This window comes from Rhodoferax sp. RT4P68, assembly GCF_056521305.1.
In genome coordinates, this window is the sequence record NZ_JBWMBB010000007.1 from 218,149 (window position 1) to 233,636 (window position 15,488).

The window sequence follows — 15,488 nt, forward strand, 5'->3', positions numbered from 1 at the left end:
GTCTTTGTCCCTAAGCTGCGGCCTCCCACACTCTTGGCGAAGGAAGACTGCCCATGCGTAACCGTCGATCATTCTTGGTCCGTTCCTCCGGCGTTTTGGTCGCCGCTGCCATGCCGGCTGTGCTGCGTGCCCAGGCCTATCCGAGCCGACCCATCCGCTACATCTGCCCGTGGCCGGCAGGCGGGTCGACCGATGCTGTGATCCGCTCCCTTGCAGAGAGCGCCGGCCGCATCCTCGGCGCCACGTTCGTGGTGGAGAACAAGCCGGGTGCCGGCGGCACGTTCGGCGCCGTGGAACTGGCCAACGCCAGGCCCGACGGCTATGTCGTGTCCCAACTGCCGCACGGTGTGTTCCGCATCCCGCACATGCAGAAGGTGTCGTTCGACGTGCAGAAGGACTTCACGTGGATCGCCTGCCTCACGGGCTACACGTTCGGCCTGGTGGTGCCGGAGAGTTCGCCGATCAAGAGCGTCAAGGACTACGTCGACTACGCCCGCGCCAACCCCGAGAAGTTGAGCTACGGCCATACCGGTGCCGGCACCAGCCCGCACCTGGCGATGGAAGAGTTCGCGCAGCGCGCCGGCATCAAGCTGCTGAACGTGCCCTTCAAGGGCAACGCCGACAACATGCAAGCCGTGCTGGGCGGCCACGTGATGTCGGCCAGCGACGCCACCGGCTGGGGGCCGCATGTGGAGTCCGGCAAGCTGCGTCTGCTGGCCACCTACGGCAGCAAGCGCACCAAGCGCTGGCCGAACGTGCCGACCCTGGATGAGCTCGGCTACCAGACGGTGTCGGACTCGCCCTTCGGTGTCTGCGGGCCCAAGGGCATGGACCCGGCCATCGTGCGTACGCTGCACGACACCTTCCGCAAGACCTTGGAAGACCCGGCCGTGTTGGCCACCTTCGACAAGTTCGACCAGACGATCATCTACAAGAACACCGAGGACTACACGCGGTTCGCGCGCGACAGCTACGCGGCGGAGAAATCGACGATCGAGCGCCTGGGAATGGCGATGAAAAGCTGAACTACAGCTTGGACAACCGCTCCAGCGCGGTGGTCAGCGTCGCATCCTGCTTAGCATAGCAGAACCGCACCACGCGCTGGTCGAAGCCGCTGTCGTAGAACACCGACAGCGGGATCGCCGCCACCCCGATCTCCGACGTCAGCCACAGGCAGAAGTCGGCTTCGCTCAAGTCGCTGACCTGCGAGATGTCCACGCACTGGAAGAAGCTGCCTTCGCTGGGCATGAGCTTGAAGCGCGTCTTCGCCAACCCTTCGCGGAACAGGTCGCGCTTGCGCTGGTAGAAGGCCGGCAGCTCCAGGTAGCGTTGCGGCTCGGCCATGTAGTGGGCCAAGCCGTGCTGCACCGGCGTGTTGACGGTGAACACGTTGAACTGGTGCACCTTGCGGAACTCGGCCGTGAGCGCAGCGGGGGCCGCCACCACGCCGACCTTCCAGCCCGTGACGTGGTAGGTCTTGCCGAAGCTGGAGATGACGAAGGCGCGCGCGGCCAGGCCGGGAAAGCGCGCCGCGCTTTCGTGCTGGCGGCCGTCGAACACCATGTGCTCGTAGACCTCGTCGCTGATCAGGAAGATGTCGGTCGGCGCCAGTAGGTCCTGCAGCCTGAGCATGTCCGCCTGCGACCAGATGGTGGCGCTGGGGTTGTGCGGCGAGTTGACCAGGATGGCGCGCGTGCGTGGCGTCATCGCGGCGGCGATCTTGTCGAAGTCGGGGCGGAACGTGCCGGGCGTCAGCGGCACGCGCACCACGGTGCCGCCGGCCAGTTCGATGTTGGGCACGTAGCTGTCGTAACAGGGCTCCAGCACGATGACCTCGTCACCCGGCCGCACGATCGCCAGGATGGCCGTGAGGATCGCCTGCGTCGCACCGGCAGTGATGGTGATCTCGTCCTGCGCGCTGTAGCGCTTGCCGTGCAGCGCATCGATCTTGCCAGCCACCGCTTCGCGCAGCGACAGCACACCGGCCATCGGCGGGTATTGGTTCAGTCCCTGCTGCATGGCAACGTGCACCGCCTCCACCAGTTGCGGGTCGCACGGAAAATCCGGGAAACCCTGGCCGAGGTTGACGGCGCCTTTCTCGGTCGCCAGCGCCGACATCACGGTGAAGATGGTGGTGCCGACCTTGGGCAGCTTGCTCTGGATGGTGGGGGTGCGCGGTTCGATGGTCATGGTGTTCAGCGGGAATCGGGTTCAAGGGCCAGCGTGGGTGCGCTTACAGCTCATAGTCGTTGCCGTGTCCAGCCATGGCCTTGGCCACCAGGTGGCGGTCCAGCCGGTCGCTCAGCAGCTCGGCGAAGCGGTAGACGAAGTTGCGCAGGTAGGCGCCGCGCTTGAAGGCCACGCGCGCGATGTTGACGCCGAACAATTGCCCGCCCGGCCGCACCACCAGGTCGGTGTTGGTGTCGTCGCGCACCGCCATCTCGGCCACGATGCCGATGCCCAGGCCCAGCCGCACATAAGTTTTGATGACGTCCGAGTCGATCGCCTCCAGCGCGATGCGCGGCGTGAGGTGGCGCTGCGCGAAGGCCTGGTCGATGCGCGTGCGGCCGGTGAAGGACGGGTGGTAGGTGATGATGGGCTCGGCCGCAATGTCTTCGAGCGTCAGCCGCTCTTTCTGCGCCAGCCTGTGGTCCTGCGGCAGCACCACCACATGCTGCCATTCGTAGCAGGGCAGCGTCAGCAGCTCGGTGTAGTTGGACAGCGATTCGGTGGCGATGCCGATCTCGGCCACCTCGTCGATCAGCATGCGCGCCACCTGGTCGGGCGCGCCCTGGTGCAGGCTGACGTTGACCTTGGGGTAGGCCTCGCGCAGCTTGGCCACCGGTACCGGCAACACGTAGCGCGCCTGTGTATGGGTGGTGGCGATCGACAGGGTGCCGCTGTCTTCGGCGCTGAACTGCTCACCGATGCGCTTCAAGTTGCCGACCTCGCGCATGATCAGCTCGATGCTGCGCAGCACGTGCTGGCCGGGCTCGGTGATGCGCTTCAAGCGCTTGCCGTGGCGGGCGAAGATCTCGATGCCCAGCTCTTCTTCCAACTCGATGATGGCCTTGGACACACCGGGCTGCGAAGTGTGCAGCGCCTTGGCGGCCTCCGTCAGGTTCAAGTTGCGCCGCGCGGCTTCCTGGACAAAACGAAACTGGTGCAAGTTCATAGTGAATATCGACTAACGATGAACTTCATTATGAACTGGGCGATCTATAGAAGCGGCGCCGGTTCAGGGCGCGCCGGCCAGCTCCGCCATCAGTTCCAGCATGCGCGGATGTTCGCCGATGGCCCCTTGAGATTCCAGCGTGATGGCGGGGTGTCGCGCCCGCAGCTCCGCAAGCAGCAGGGGTAGGTCTTCGCGCGCATGGCGGCCCACGCCCAGGAACATGGGGACGACGCGGATGCGCGTGGCACCTTCGGCCACCAGCGCGTCCACCGTGGCGGGCAGATCGGGTTCGCACAGTTCGAGGTAGGCGCAGCGCACCTGGCACTGCGGCGACCGCTGCGCGGTGCGCGCGGCCACGGCTTCGATCGGCGCGCGCCAGAGCGGATCGCGCGAGCCGTGGCCGAACAGGATGATCGCTTGCATGCTTGCCTTACCTCCTCAGCACCAGCCAGCCGAACGCGGCCAGCGATGCCATGGAATAAATGAGGCCCGGCGCCGCCGCCGTCAGCCAGGGCTGCCAGTTCTGCAGGTTGCCGATGTAGCCGAACACGTTGTTCAGCAGGAAGAAGCTGATGCCCGCCATGACACCGCCGAACACATAGCCGGCGATGCCAGTCTGCCGGAAATGCAGATAGGCGAAGGGCAGCGCCAGCACCACCATGACCACGCAACTCAGCGGGTAGAACACCTTGCGCCAGAACTCGATCTCGAAGCGCTGCGCCGACTGCTGGTTGGCGTTCAGGTGCTGGATGTACTGGAACAGGTCGATGGTGCGCATGCGGTCGGGTTTGAGCAGCGCGGTGGTCACCATCTCGTAGGTGATGCCGGTCGGCCAGCGCAGGGTGGGCAGCTGCTGGCGGTCGATGCTGGCCTGCGTGTCGCTTTGCAGGTAACGGGTGCGCTGCACGTTCTCCAGCTCCCAGCCGTCAGCGCCGAACCGGGCGTTTTCGGCGCGGATGGTCGACAGCAACACGTTGTGCGCATCGAACTCGAAGATGCGGACCTTCTGCATGTCGCCGTTGGGCGAAAGAGCGCCGACGTTGGCGGCGTAGGAATGGTCCTGCTGGCGTTCCTTGAGCCAGGCGCCGGTCTGGCCGATGGTGATGCGGCCCTGGTAGCGCGCCTTGAGCAGCTGGGCCGCGCGGTCCGTCAGCGGCGCCACGTAGTCGCCGACGGCAAAGGTCAACACCACGAACACCGCGCCCAGCGACAGCAGTGTGCCCAGGGCCCGCCACGGCCCCAGGCCGCTGGTGCGCAAAATGGTGTATTCGGAGCTTTGCGCCAGGCGCGCCATCACGAAGATGGTGCCGATCAAGAGCGTGATCGGCAGCAGCTCGTACAGGTGGTTGGGGATCAGCAGCGTCACGTACAGCAGCGCATGCGTCAGCTGGTAGCCGGCCGCACCGTAGCGCCCCACGTCCGACAGCTCGTCCACGAAATCGAAGAAGAAGAACAGCGCCAAAAAGCCCAACGTGACGAAGCCCACGGCACTCAGCTGCTCCTTGTAGATCAGGCGGCGGATGGTTTTCATGCGGCTTGCTCCCGTTGGGCGGCGTTTGCACGGCGGCTGCGCCGCCACCAGCCGATCAGGCTGAAGCGGTGGTGCTTGGCCAGCAGCGCCAGCAGCGTGAGCGCCAGCACGCCGCCGTGCAGCATCACGAGATAGGCGCCCAAGCCGACGCGGCCGTTGGCAATCCAGTTTTGGCCCAGGTTGATCAAGTTGTAATAGATGACGAAGGCGAACAAGGCCATGACCAGGTTGGTGCTACGCGCCGAGCGCGCGTTGCCGGCGGCCAGTACCAGCGCGACCAGCAGGAAGTTCACCGCAGCGATGGCAAAGCCGATGCGCCAGGACAGCTCGCCCTGGTTCTCTGGCGTGGGGGCGGCCAGCAACGCCATGGTGGACAAGGTGCGCGGGTTCACACGGTCGACGGCACCGGCCGGGCTGTCGCCGATGCGGGTGCCGTATTCCTCGAACTCGCTGATGCGCAGCCCCGGCCGATTGGTCGATTGCTCCAGCCGCTGGCCCTTGCCGAGCAGCAGGAAGCGGTCGTCGCCGCGGATCTCGACACGCGCCGTGCGGGCCGATGTCACGGACTCGCGGTCCTTGTCCGTGGCCGAGACGAACACGTTGCTGCCGATCTGGTCGTCCGGCGAATCCTTGTCGACGAAGAACACGCGGCTGCCGTTGGCCGATTCCTGGAACTGCCCGGGCGTCACGCGTTCGATGTCGCTGCGCTGCTCGAAGCGCGTGCGCAGCTCCTGGATCTGCTGGTTCGCCCAAGGCCACACCAGCAGCGCCATGCTGGCCACCACCAGCAGCACTGGCCAGGAAAAGCGCAGCAGCGGCGAGATCAGCCGCATCAAGCCATGACCGGCCGAGAACCAGATCACCATCTCGCTTTCGCGGTACATGCGTGACAGGGTGGCGACGGCAGCCACGAACAGACTCAGCGTCAGGATGGTCGGCAGGTGCCCCAAAATGGTGTAACCCAGCACCTGCATGACGTCCGAAGGATTGACACGGCCGCGCGAGGCCAGGCGCAGCGTCTGGATCAGCAGCATCGTCAGCACGATGGTGATCAAGGCGACGAAGGTGGCGCCGAAGCCCCTGGCCAACTCCTTGCGTATAGAGGAATGGAATAACATCGCCGCCGCAAAAAAGGCCGAATTATGAACTTTGAACTCAAGTCCCTGGACGCTGCGGGATGTGCCGCCTACAAGGTCGACGCATTGCTGGTGCTGGTGCCCGAGGACTTCAAGCCCGGCAGCGATGTGCTGTCGGCCTGGATCGCCCAGGCGCGCAAGGCCGGCGACCTCGACGCCAAGCCAGGCAAGACCCTGACCAGCTACAGGCCCGCCGGTCTGGGCGCCACACGCGTGGTGCTGGCCAGCGTGGGCGATGGCTCGGCACGCCACGTGCGCCAGGCCGTCAGCGCCGGCATCGGCGCGCTGCGCACCGCCAAGCGGCTGCTGCTGTGCAGCGCTGGCCCGTGGACCGAGGCCGCCATGCGCGCCGCCATCGCGACGGTGGCCGACGGGACCTACGTCTATACGGCCACCAAGTCCAAGCCCGAGGGCCGCAAGCTGGACCAGGTCACTGTGGCCGTGGCCGATGTGCGCGCCGCACGCACCGCGTTCGACCAGACCGTGGGTCTGGTGGCAGGCGTCGAGATGGCCAAGGAATGGGGCAACCGCCCCGGCAACCATGCCACGCCGACCATGCTGGCCGGTGCAGCCAGATCCTTGGCGCGGCACACGGGCATCCGCTGCGAAGTGCTGGGCCCCAAGGAGGTCGACAAGCTGGGCATGGGCTCGTTTGCTGCTGTGGCCCAGGGCTCGCAAGAGCCGCTGCGCTTCATCGTGCTTCGCTATGAAGGTGCGGCCCGCAGCGTGGCGCCGACGGTGCTGGTGGGCAAGGGCATCACGTTCGACACTGGCGGCATCTCCATCAAGCCAGCCGGCGAGATGGACGAAATGAAATTCGACATGTGCGGCGCCGCCAGCGTGCTGGGCGTGTTTCGTGCGCTGGCCGAGATCCAGCCCAAGATCAACGTCGTGGGCCTGATCCCGAGCTGCGAGAACATGCCGGGCAGCCGCGCCATCAAGCCCGGTGACGTGGTCACGAGCATGAGCGGGCAGACCATCGAGATCCTGAACACCGACGCTGAGGGCCGGCTGATCCTGTGCGACGCGCTGACCTATGCCGAGCGTTTCAAGGCCAGTGCCGTGATCGACATCGCCACGCTGACGGGCGCCTGCGTGGTGGCACTGGGCGGCGTGCGCAGCGGGCTGTTTTCGACCAACGACGCACTGGCCACTGCGCTGCTGGCGGCGGGCGAGGCTGCGCTGGACCCGTGCTGGCGCTTGCCGCTGGACGACGAATACGCCGAGGGCCTGAAGACCAACTTCGCGGACGTGGCCAACGTGGCCGGCCGCGCCGGCGGTGCCGTCACCGCCGCCAAGTTTCTGCAGCGCTTCGCCGGCAAGTACCCCTGGGCGCATCTGGACATCGCCGGCACAGCCTGGAAGGGCGGTGGTGCGAAGGGCTCTACGGGCCGCCCGGTCGGCCTGCTGCTGGCCTACCTGCTGGGTCAGCAGGGCACCGGCGCTGCGCCGGCCCAGGCTGCACCGGCGCCGCGCGCCAGGCGTGCCCCCGCCAAGGTGGCACCGAAAGTGTCGGCCAAGATTGCCGTACCGGTGCCTGCGCCGACCCGCAGGCGCCGCCAGGCAGGCGCGGTGTGAGCGGCCGACCGACGCGCACGCCGTGACCGAGATCGCCTTTCACTTCAACGCGCCCGACAAGTCGGCCTACGCCTGCCGGCTGTCGCGCAAGGCCGTGAAGGGCGGGCGCCGCCTGGTGGTGACGGCAGCGCCAGACACGCTGCGCGCGCTGGACCAGCAGCTGTGGACTTTCTCGGCGCTGGACTTCGTGCCCCACTGCATGGTCGCCAGCCCCGCCGCCGTCTTGCAGGCCACGCCTGTGGTGCTGGCGGCAGACCCGCAGCAGGCGCCGCACCATCAGGTGCTGGTGAACCTGGGCGACGGGGTGCCCGAGGGCTTCGAGCGGTTCGAGCGGCTGATCGAAGTCGTCAGCAATGATCCGGACGACCGCGCACAGGCCCGCCTGCGCTGGCGCCACTACGCCTCGCGCGGCTACGCCATCGTTCGGCACGACCTGCAGCTCAAGGAGTAGCCGCGATGGATCCGCTTTCGCCACGCATTCCACCGCGCTTCGTGCCGGTGCTGACCGAGGTCGTGCCGGCGGACGAGGCGCCGGCGGCGGTGCAGACGGGTGGCCTGCCGGGCTGGGCAGCTGCTGCTCCTTCGGCCCCAGCGGCCCCAGCGGCCTCAGCGGCCGTGCCGCATGAAAGGCTGGAAGGTCTGGAAGACCAGTTGATCCACCGTGTGATGCAGCGCGTCGACGTGTCGCTGGAGCAGCAGCTGCACGATGCCGTGGCCACCATGGTGTTGCAGCACACGCAGAGCCTGGTGCCGCGCCTGCGCGAGGAGATCGAGTTCGTGGTGCGCCAGGCGGTGTCGCAAGCCGTGGCGGCCGAGCTCGCGGCGCGCCAGTCGGGTTGAATCTCTGCGGGTTTTCGATGCTGTCGATCGCCCTAGTTTTTCGCGCTGGCGCCCAACTTGGCCCGCTAATTGCTCATGTGACAAGGTATAAACCGGTACCCTTTTTTTCCTGTTTGGAGAATTTATGCAGTTGAAATGGACAGCGATCGCCCTGGCCGCCATGATGGTCGCCGCTTGCGGCAAGAAGGAAGAGCCAGCCCCCGCAGCCGCGCCGGCAGCAGCGCCTGCTGCCGCCGCGCCGGCAGCGGCGCCTGCAGGCGAGACGGTCACCGTGCGCATCGGTCACGTCGGCCCGACCAGCGGCGCCATCGCCCACCTGGGCAAGGACAACGAACTCGGCGCCCGCATGGCCATCGATGAGCTCAATGCCGCCGGCTTCAAGATCGGCGAGAAGACCGCCAAGTTCGAACTGCTGGCTGAAGACGATGCCGCCGATCCGAAGCAGGGCACCTCGGTTGCCCAGAAGCTGGTCGACAGCAAAGTCCACGCCGTCATCGGCCACCTGAATTCGGGCACCACCATTCCCGCGTCCAAGATCTACAGCGACGCCGGCATTCCGCAGATCTCGCCCTCCGCCACCAACCCCAAGTACACCCGCCAGGGCTTCAAGACCGCGTTCCGCGTGGTGGCCGATGACGTGCACCTGGGCAGCACGCTGGGCAAGTACGCCATCAACGACCTCAAGGGCAAGTCCGTGGTGGTGATCGACGACCGCACGGCCTATGGCCAGGGCGTGGCCGAAGAATTCGAGAAGGCCGTCAAGGCCGCAGGCGGCGCCATCGGCGGCCACGAGTTCACGACCGACAAGTCCACCGACTTCAACGCCATCCTGACCAAGCTCAAGGCCGCCAAGCCCGACGTGCTGTTCTACGGCGGCATGGACGCTGTGGCCGGCCCGATGCTGCGCCAGGCCAAGCAACTGGGCATCACCGTCAAGTTCATGGGTGGCGACGGCATCTGCACCAACGAGCTGGCCAAGTTGGCCGGCGATGCGTTGGGCGACGACCAGGTCGTCTGCGCTGAAGCTGGCGGTGTCGACGGCGATCTGAAGCCCGGTCTGGACAAGTTCAAGGCTGATTTTCAGACCAAGAACAACGTCGACGTGAAGCTGTACGCGCCCTACGTGTACGACGCCGTGAAGCTGGTCGCCACGGCCATGCAGAAGGCTGGCTCTGAAGACCCCGCCAAGTACCTGCCTGAGCTGGCCAAGATCGAATACAAGGGCATCACCGGCAACATCGCCTTCGACGAAAAGGGCGACATCAAGAACGGTGCGCTGACCCTGTACACGTACAAGGGCGGTGTGCGCGAGCAACTGGCTGTGGTGCGCTGAGGCACTGGCCTTGCGCCACATTTCGAAAAGGCCCTTCGGGGCCTTTTTTCATGTACGGCGCGGGTCGAGCGCGGCCACCAGTCGCCAGGGCAGGGCCAGCGGCTCGTGGTGCATGCGCGCCACCAGCAGCTCGGCCGACAGCAGCGCCAGACTCAGGCCGCGCGCGCCCATCGCCGTGTGCAACCACAGCCCAGGGCGCGCCACCGGGTCGATGGGGCCGGCCAGTGGTAGCCGGTCGCGTGCGGCGCAGCGCACGCCGGCCCAGTCGTGCACGGCTGCATCAGTCAGCCGGTGCGCCGCACCTGGCAGCAGCTCAGCCAGGCGTGCGAGGTTGTAGCGCTGCTCTTCGGCCCGCAGCGTGGCGTCCGTGTCGTCGCGGTGGAAGCTGGCACCGGCCAGCCAGATCGGGCCGTCGTCGCTCTGCGCCCTGGGGATGAAGTGGCCGTGGCCATTGACGGGCCAGGGTGGCCGGGGCGTGGCATCGGTCTGGGCGCCGTAGCTCAACTGGCCGCGGATCGCCTGCAGGCGCATGTCTACGCCCAGCAGGCGCTGGCTGTGAATGCCGGCGGCCACCACCACCACGGGCGCGTGGGCCACCGCTTTGCCCTGCGCGTCGCGCAGTTCCCAGCCTTCGCCAACGCCGACCAGCTCGGCGACTTCGGCCTGGCCGCACCATGTGATGTGGGGGTGGTGCAGCAGCGCAGCGACCAGCCGTGCCGGTCTTACCCAGCCACCGGTGGCGTGCCAGCGGGCCGGGCTGCCAGCGGGCAGGCCAGCCGCCTGCAGGCGCGCCGCGTCGGCGGGGCTGCTCCAGATGTCGCCGGCGGAAACGGCGTACGCGCGCTGTGGGTCGAGCTGGCGCTCCAGCACGCCGCAGGCTTCGTAGTCCTGGCCCGGCACCAGCAGTTCGTGCAGCACTGCCAATGTGCAGCGCACGCCGCTGCGCAGGATTTGCGAGAGCACGGTGTCGTCGACCGAATCGTGCGGCGCGAACAGGCCCGCCGGCAGGCCAGACGCGCCCGCCGCCGGCTGCGCAGCAGCATCCAGCACCTGCACCTGCCAGCCGCGCCGGGCCATCTGCCAGGCCACGCTGGCGCCCGCCAGGCCGCCGCCGACGACGACGCAGTGGCTGGGCGTGGGCGCCGGGCCTGCATCCTGCAGCGCCGCGTCGCGCCGCTTCGGCGTCCACGGCGGGTCGTAGACGGCCTCAAGCCGATCGCGCTTGGGCGGCACCCCGGGCACCCGCTGCAGCTGGAAGCCGCATTGGGTCAGCGCGTCGCGCACGGCGCGGGCGATGGTCCACGTTGCCAGCCGTGTGCCGCGGCGGCAGCAGCGCAGCAAGGCCTTGAGCGTGGTCAGGTCCCACATGTCGGGGTTGCGCGCCGGGCTGAAGCCGTCCAGGTACACGGCGTCGGCCGAGCACGCCAGCTCACGCAGCATGGTGCGGGCGTCGCCGATGGCCAGGGTCAGGTGCACGCGCCCTTTGTCCAGTCGCAACCGGTGCACGCCGGGGCGCAGGCCCCAGTACTGCGCCACCAGTTCCTGCGCCAAGGGCAGCAGGGCGGGGTGGGCGGCGGCGCTGCGCAGCAGGTCGTCGGCCGTGACCGGCCAGGCCTCGACCGAGACGAAATGCAGTTGCGCGCAGCGTGCCGGGTCCGCACGCCAGGCGGCCCAGGTCACCAGAAAATTGAGGCTCAGGCCGAAGCCGGTCTCCAGCACCGTCCAGCACGGCTGGTGGCCCCAGGCGGCCGGCAGACCGCAGCCTTGGAGGAACACGCCCTCGGCCTGTGCCACGCCCTGGCCGGCCTCGGAGTGGTAGCGGTCAGCGAAGCGTGGGCTGGTGGGCGTGCCGTCGGCCAACCACTGCACGACTTCTGACATGCATCAGGTCGGGGGCACGTAGCCCTGCACGGTGTCGGCGCCGCCGCCGAAGAAGTGGGCCTCCATCTGCCGCGCCAGGTACTGGCGGGCACGCTGGTCGGCCATGTTGAGCTTGTTCTCGTTGATCAGCATCGTCTGCTGGCGCAGCCAGGCGGCCCAGGCTTCCTTGCTGACGCTGTCCCAGATGCGCTTGCCGAGCGGGCCGGGGTAGGGCGGCAGGTCCAGGCCTTCGGCTTCGTGGCCGAGTTTGATGCAGTTCACCATGCGTGCCATGTCGTTGTTCCTTGCGTTCTTGCTTGCGTGCAGTCGGGCCGACGGCGGCCCGCAAATGAGGGCGGGATTATCCGTTGTCGGCGCCCAGCATTTCGTGGGTGATCAGCTCCCAGTGTTCCGCGCTGACCGGCGTGATTGACAGCCGGCTGCCGCGCCGCAACACCACCATGTCGGCCAGTGCCGGGGTCGCACGCAGTTCGGCCAGTCCCAACAGCCGCGTCTTGCGCAGCGCCTGTACGTCGCGCAGCAGCCATCGCGGTGCATCGGCCTTGGCGGCGGCATCGTGGTAGGGCGATGACGCATCGAACTGCGTCGGGTCGGGCTTGACCTCGGATGCCACGCGCGCGATGCCGGAGATGCCCGGCTGCGGGCAACTGGAGTGGTAGAACAGGACCCCATCGCCCACGGCCATGGCATCGCGCATGAAATTGCGGGCCTGGTAGTTGCGCACGCCGACCCACGGCACGGTCTGCCCGGGTGCGGCCAGCGCATCGTCGATCGAGCACTCGTCGGGCTCGGATTTCATCAGCCAGTAGTGGGGGGTGGGGCGGGGCATGTCGTTGGGCTGATGCGTGGGGTTGCAGGATGCCACAGCCGTTGATCGAGCAGCCAGCAGGCCAGCCGCTGTACCCGATGTGCCTTGAGACTTCGGCTACGTGGTGGCCCACGCGTTCTGTAGCAGACCGTCCGGGCAAGCGCATGGCGGGTGGTTGCACGCGTGGGCGTGTTGGCGGGCGCTGCTGTCAGTGTGGCTGCGCCGCAGCGCGCGCCACGCGGCCCTGCCAGCGCTCGATCAGTGCGACGGCAATGCCGGCGGCGCAGATGCAGGCGATGCCCAGCGCCGTGGTGGCGCCCGGCAGCTGGCCGAAGACCAGCCAGCCCAATGCCGTCGCGCTGAGGATCTGCAGGTAGCTGTAGGGCGCCAGCAGTGTGGCGGGGCTGCGCGCATACGCGGCCGACTGCAGGCCATGGCCGATGGCACCGGTGACGCCGGTGGACAGCAGCAGCGCCCACTGCAGCGGTGACAGATCGGGCGTCTGCCAGAACCACGGCAGGGCCAGCGTCAGCGCCACGGTGCCGATCAGACCGCCGTAGTAGTTGGTGGTCAGCGGGTCGTCGCGTGCCAGGCGGCGGGTGGCGATCTGAAAGCCGGCGAAGGTCAGCGCAGTGGCCAGCCCCAGCGCGGCGCCGACCGGGTCGAGCCCGGCGCCGGGCCGCACCACCAGCAGCATGCCGGCAAAGCCCAGTGCCACGCCACACCAGCGGTGCAGCCGGTGGCGCTCCCGAAGCAGCCAGGGGGCCAGCGCCATCAGGAAGATCGGCGCCAGGAAGTTCATGGCCGTGCCCTCGGCCAGCGGCACGCGCTTGAGCACCGAGAAGAACAGCACGGTCGACAGGATCATCAGCGCCCCCCGCAGCAGTTGGCCGCGCAGCGAATGCGTGCGCAGCAAGCCCCGGCCGCGGCCCGGCAGCAGCACCGCGCTGGACAGCGCCGTGTGCACGCTATAGCGCACCCAGGCCACCATCAGGATGGGCACGCCGGCCATGGCCAGGTACTTGCCCGTGGCGTCCAGCGCGGACAGCGTCCACAGACCGGCGATGTGCAGCAGGATTCCGCTTCTGGGGGTGGTGTGCATGGGTGGCTTGTCCAAGGCGCTGCATTGTGGCCCTGGCCTGCAACGGCCTCGCAGGCGCGGTATCGTGCACGCTCCCCAACACCGAAGGACAACACCATGACCCAGATCAAGATCGGCGTGATCGTCGGCAGCCTGCGCAAGGACTCGTTCAACAAGAAGCTGGCCGTCGGCCTGGCGAAATTGGCGCCGGCCGAATTCAGCTTCGAGCACCTGCGCATCGACGATCTACCGCTCTACAACCAGGACGACGACGGCCAGCAGGCGGCGAGCGTGCTGCGGCTGAAGTCCGAGATCCAGGGCGCGCAGGGGCTGCTGTTCGTGACGCCCGAGTACAACCGCTCCTACCCCGGCGTGCTGAAGAACGCGATCGACCACGCCTCGCGCCCCTACGGCAAGAGCGCGTTTGCGGGCAAGCCGGCAGGCGTGGTCGGCGTATCGGTGGGCGCCGTCGGCACAGCGTTGGCGCAGCAGCACCTGCGCAATGTGCTGGCCTACCTGGATGTGCCCACCCTGGGCCAGCCCGAGGCCTTCGTGCAGGCCAAGGATGGCTTGTTCGATGCGGACGGCAGCATTGGCGAAGCCAGCCGCAAATTCCTGCAAGGCTGGATGGACCAGTACGCGGCCTGGGTGCGGCTGCACCAGGCTTGATCAAGCGCGCGGGGTGTCCTGCGCGCGCGCCAGCCACGGCCAGGCGTTCAGCACGGCGTAGACGGCCAGCGCCGCCACCATCACACCCAGCAACGCAGGCAGGCCGGCACCCATGCGCATCACCAGCGTGCCGGCCACGTACACCACGGCCAACCTGCCCAGGCCTGCCGCCAGGCTCCAGCCCATGCGGCGCGCGCCCTGCGATGCGAAGTACAGCGCCAGGCCCAGGCCGAACAGCCCATACGCCGGGCCCACCACACGCAGATAGGTGCTGCCCACGCGGATGGCCTCTGCATCCTGCGTGAACAGCCCCAGCCAAGCCGCCGGGAACAGCGCCGCTGCCAGGCCGACCAGGCTGGTCATGCCGGCGGCCAACAGTGCGCCTGTCCACGCCACGCGGCGCGCGCGTTCGCGCTGGCCGGCGCCGGTGTTCATGCCCACCATCGCGACCATGGCGGCGCCGAATCCGAAGACGATGGGAATTTACAGGTACTCGAGCCGGATGCCCAGCCCAAACCCCGCCAGCGCCGCGCTGCCCAAAGGGCTGACGAGCGCCGTGGCCGTCAGCACCGACAGGTTCAGCGTGATGTTGTTGACCAGGGCCGGTCCGCCCACGCCCAGGATGTCGCCGAACAGCGCCGGATGCAGCCGATGGCCGAAGTGCAGGCGCAGGCCGCCACTGCCGCGCAGCACCGCCGCCAGCATGACCGCCGAGGCCACCACGTAGTACAGCACCAGCGCCAGGCCGGCCCCGGCAATGCCCAGTGCGGGCACCGGCCCCCAGCCGAAGATCAGCAGCGGTGAGGCCAGCAGCAGCACGCCCACGCCGCCGGACAGCACCAGCGCCGGCAACGCCATGTTGCCGCTGCCGCGCAGCACGCTGGCCATGCCGTTGGCCACCCAGAGGAACACGGCGCCGCAGAAGATCACACCGGCATAGGCCGTCGCGGCCTGTTGCACCGCCTCGCTGGCCCCCATGGCCCGGTACAGCGGCGGCCCGCCTAGCAGGCCGGCCGCAGTGCACAACATGCCGAAGCCCAGCGCGATCAGCAGTGCGTGCAAGACCAGGGCCTCGGCACACGCCTGGTCGCCGGCCCCGATGGCGCGGGCAATGGCCGACGAAATGCCGCCGCCGATGCCGCCGTTGGACATGGTCTGCATCAGCATGACGAGCGGGAACACCAGCGCCGCGCCGGCCAACGCATCGACACCGAGCAGGCCGACGAAGTAGCTCTCCAGAAAGTTGGCCGCTGCCTGCGCCAACGTGATGACCAGATTGGGCAGCGCCAGCAGCAAGAGGGTCGGCAGCACCGGGCCGTGCAACAGGCGGGCCGAGCGCGCCCGGGCGGCGGTGGCGGCGGCCCCGAGAGGCAGCGCGGCTGTCGGCAATGGCATCTGCGGTCTCTCGGCAAGTCGTGGAATGATGGTCATCATATCGTTTGCAATCATGGCCATC

Annotated in this window: 17 protein-coding genes; 6 read left to right on the forward strand and 11 right to left on the reverse strand. The window is 67.9% G+C overall.

Translation table 11 applies throughout. The features are described from left to right. The first annotated feature begins 53 nt into the window (after positions 1-53). Complete coding sequence (locus AC099J_RS16925; RefSeq protein WP_479616447.1) at positions 54-1,025, forward strand: Bug family tripartite tricarboxylate transporter substrate binding protein; 972 nt, start codon at positions 54-56, stop codon at positions 1,023-1,025. A 1-nt stretch (position 1,026) separates the two neighbouring features. Here AC099J_RS16925 and AC099J_RS16930 read toward each other — a convergent pair whose 3' ends face one another. From AC099J_RS16930 to lptF, 5 genes are all read right to left on the reverse strand, one after another. Beyond that, a complete protein-coding gene (locus AC099J_RS16930; RefSeq protein ID WP_479616448.1) occupies positions 1,027-2,190 on the reverse strand; it encodes a pyridoxal phosphate-dependent aminotransferase in 1,164 nt (387 codons plus the stop codon). Between the two features lie 43 nt (positions 2,191-2,233). Then, positions 2,234-3,175, reverse strand: a complete 942-nt coding sequence (locus AC099J_RS16935; protein WP_479616449.1) for a CysB family HTH-type transcriptional regulator — start codon at positions 3,173-3,175, stop codon at positions 2,234-2,236. Between the two features lie 63 nt (positions 3,176-3,238). Next, entirely contained in the window at positions 3,239-3,598 is a 360-nt protein-coding gene (locus tag AC099J_RS16940; RefSeq protein ID WP_479616450.1) for a sirohydrochlorin chelatase, read from the reverse strand. A gap of 7 nt (positions 3,599-3,605) precedes the next feature. Beyond that, complete coding sequence (gene lptG, locus AC099J_RS16945) at positions 3,606-4,706, reverse strand: LPS export ABC transporter permease LptG (RefSeq protein ID WP_479616451.1); 1,101 nt, start codon at positions 4,704-4,706, stop codon at positions 3,606-3,608. Beyond that, positions 4,703-5,824 (reverse strand): LPS export ABC transporter permease LptF, encoded by a 1,122-nt coding sequence (gene lptF / locus AC099J_RS16950; protein WP_479616452.1) that lies wholly within the window; start codon positions 5,822-5,824, stop codon positions 4,703-4,705. Before lptF ends, lptG begins: the two co-directional genes overlap by 4 nt. Before the next feature lie 24 nt (positions 5,825-5,848). On the opposite strand from lptF, the gene AC099J_RS16955 reads away from it, so the two are divergent. The 4 genes from AC099J_RS16955 to AC099J_RS16970 all read left to right on the forward strand — a co-directional run bounded on the left by AC099J_RS16955 (position 5,849) and on the right by AC099J_RS16970 (position 9,593). Continuing rightward, entirely contained in the window at positions 5,849-7,420 is a 1,572-nt protein-coding gene (locus AC099J_RS16955) for a leucyl aminopeptidase (protein WP_479616453.1), read from the forward strand. Between the two features lie 22 nt (positions 7,421-7,442). Then, positions 7,443-7,871 carry a DNA polymerase III subunit chi gene (locus tag AC099J_RS16960; RefSeq protein WP_479616454.1) on the forward strand — a complete coding sequence of 143 codons (429 nt, stop codon included), beginning with the start codon at positions 7,443-7,445 and terminating at the stop codon, positions 7,869-7,871. Between the two features lie 5 nt (positions 7,872-7,876). Further along, on the forward strand, positions 7,877-8,260 hold the full coding sequence (locus AC099J_RS16965) for a hypothetical protein (protein ID WP_479616455.1): 384 nt from the start codon (positions 7,877-7,879) through the stop codon (positions 8,258-8,260). A 124-nt stretch (positions 8,261-8,384) separates the two neighbouring features. Continuing rightward, entirely contained in the window at positions 8,385-9,593 is a 1,209-nt protein-coding gene (locus tag AC099J_RS16970; protein ID WP_479616456.1) for a branched-chain amino acid ABC transporter substrate-binding protein, read from the forward strand. Positions 9,594-9,641: 48 nt separating this feature from the next. On the opposite strand, the gene mnmC is transcribed toward AC099J_RS16970, so the two are convergent. The 4 genes from mnmC to AC099J_RS16990 all read right to left on the reverse strand — a co-directional run bounded on the left by mnmC (position 9,642) and on the right by AC099J_RS16990 (position 13,384). Further along, positions 9,642-11,474, reverse strand: a complete 1,833-nt coding sequence (gene mnmC / locus AC099J_RS16975) for a bifunctional tRNA (5-methylaminomethyl-2-thiouridine)(34)-methyltransferase MnmC2/FAD-dependent 5-carboxymethylaminomethyl-2-thiouridine(34) oxidoreductase MnmC1 (RefSeq protein WP_479616457.1) — start codon at positions 11,472-11,474, stop codon at positions 9,642-9,644. 3 nt (positions 11,475-11,477) lie between these two features. Continuing rightward, complete coding sequence (locus AC099J_RS16980; protein ID WP_479616458.1) at positions 11,478-11,747, reverse strand: oxidative damage protection protein; 270 nt, start codon at positions 11,745-11,747, stop codon at positions 11,478-11,480. 67 nt (positions 11,748-11,814) lie between these two features. Beyond that, entirely contained in the window at positions 11,815-12,303 is a 489-nt protein-coding gene (locus tag AC099J_RS16985) for an EVE domain-containing protein (RefSeq protein ID WP_479616459.1), read from the reverse strand. A gap of 187 nt (positions 12,304-12,490) precedes the next feature. Next, positions 12,491-13,384, reverse strand: coding sequence for a DMT family transporter (locus AC099J_RS16990; RefSeq protein WP_479616460.1), 894 nt, complete (start codon positions 13,382-13,384; stop codon positions 12,491-12,493). A gap of 96 nt (positions 13,385-13,480) precedes the next feature. Between AC099J_RS16990 and AC099J_RS16995 the strand changes: the two genes are divergently transcribed. After that, positions 13,481-14,032 (forward strand): NADPH-dependent FMN reductase, encoded by a 552-nt coding sequence (locus AC099J_RS16995; RefSeq protein ID WP_479616461.1) that lies wholly within the window; start codon positions 13,481-13,483, stop codon positions 14,030-14,032. Here the strand turns inward: AC099J_RS16995 and AC099J_RS17000 are convergent, their stop codons facing one another. Together AC099J_RS17000 and AC099J_RS17005 are read right to left on the reverse strand one after the other, a co-directional pair. Further along, on the reverse strand, positions 14,033-14,515 hold the full coding sequence (locus AC099J_RS17000) for an MATE family efflux transporter (RefSeq protein WP_479616574.1): 483 nt from the start codon (positions 14,513-14,515) through the stop codon (positions 14,033-14,035). It lies immediately after the preceding gene. Continuing rightward, on the reverse strand, positions 14,516-15,427 hold the full coding sequence (locus AC099J_RS17005) for an MATE family efflux transporter (protein WP_479616462.1): 912 nt from the start codon (positions 15,425-15,427) through the stop codon (positions 14,516-14,518). Between the last annotated feature and the right edge of the window lie 61 nt (positions 15,428-15,488).

Excerpts from the sequence above, each read along its gene's own strand:
- AC099J_RS16940 (WP_479616450.1), bottom strand. The coding sequence starts at position 3,598 with ATGCAAGCGATCATCCTGTTCGGCCACGGCTCGCGCGATCCGCTCTGG.
- AC099J_RS16970 (WP_479616456.1), top strand. The coding sequence starts at position 8,385 with ATGCAGTTGAAATGGACAGCGATCGCCCTGGCCGCCATGATGGTCGCC.
- AC099J_RS16995 (WP_479616461.1), top strand. The coding sequence starts at position 13,481 with ATGACCCAGATCAAGATCGGCGTGATCGTCGGCAGCCTGCGCAAGGAC.
- lptG (WP_479616451.1), bottom strand. The coding sequence starts at position 4,706 with ATGAAAACCATCCGCCGCCTGATCTACAAGGAGCAGCTGAGTGCCGTG.
- AC099J_RS16990 (WP_479616460.1), bottom strand. The coding sequence starts at position 13,384 with ATGCACACCACCCCCAGAAGCGGAATCCTGCTGCACATCGCCGGTCTG.
- mnmC (WP_479616457.1), bottom strand. The coding sequence starts at position 11,474 with ATGTCAGAAGTCGTGCAGTGGTTGGCCGACGGCACGCCCACCAGCCCA.
- AC099J_RS16980 (WP_479616458.1), bottom strand. The coding sequence starts at position 11,747 with ATGGCACGCATGGTGAACTGCATCAAACTCGGCCACGAAGCCGAAGGC.
- AC099J_RS16935 (WP_479616449.1), bottom strand. The coding sequence starts at position 3,175 with ATGAACTTGCACCAGTTTCGTTTTGTCCAGGAAGCCGCGCGGCGCAAC.
- AC099J_RS17005 (WP_479616462.1), bottom strand. The coding sequence starts at position 15,427 with ATGCCATTGCCGACAGCCGCGCTGCCTCTCGGGGCCGCCGCCACCGCC.
- AC099J_RS16930 (WP_479616448.1), bottom strand. The coding sequence starts at position 2,190 with ATGACCATCGAACCGCGCACCCCCACCATCCAGAGCAAGCTGCCCAAG.
- AC099J_RS16965 (WP_479616455.1), top strand. The coding sequence starts at position 7,877 with ATGGATCCGCTTTCGCCACGCATTCCACCGCGCTTCGTGCCGGTGCTG.
- AC099J_RS16955 (WP_479616453.1), top strand. The coding sequence starts at position 5,849 with ATGAACTTTGAACTCAAGTCCCTGGACGCTGCGGGATGTGCCGCCTAC.
- AC099J_RS16925 (WP_479616447.1), top strand. The coding sequence starts at position 54 with ATGCGTAACCGTCGATCATTCTTGGTCCGTTCCTCCGGCGTTTTGGTC.
- AC099J_RS16985 (WP_479616459.1), bottom strand. The coding sequence starts at position 12,303 with ATGCCCCGCCCCACCCCCCACTACTGGCTGATGAAATCCGAGCCCGAC.
- lptF (WP_479616452.1), bottom strand. The coding sequence starts at position 5,824 with ATGTTATTCCATTCCTCTATACGCAAGGAGTTGGCCAGGGGCTTCGGC.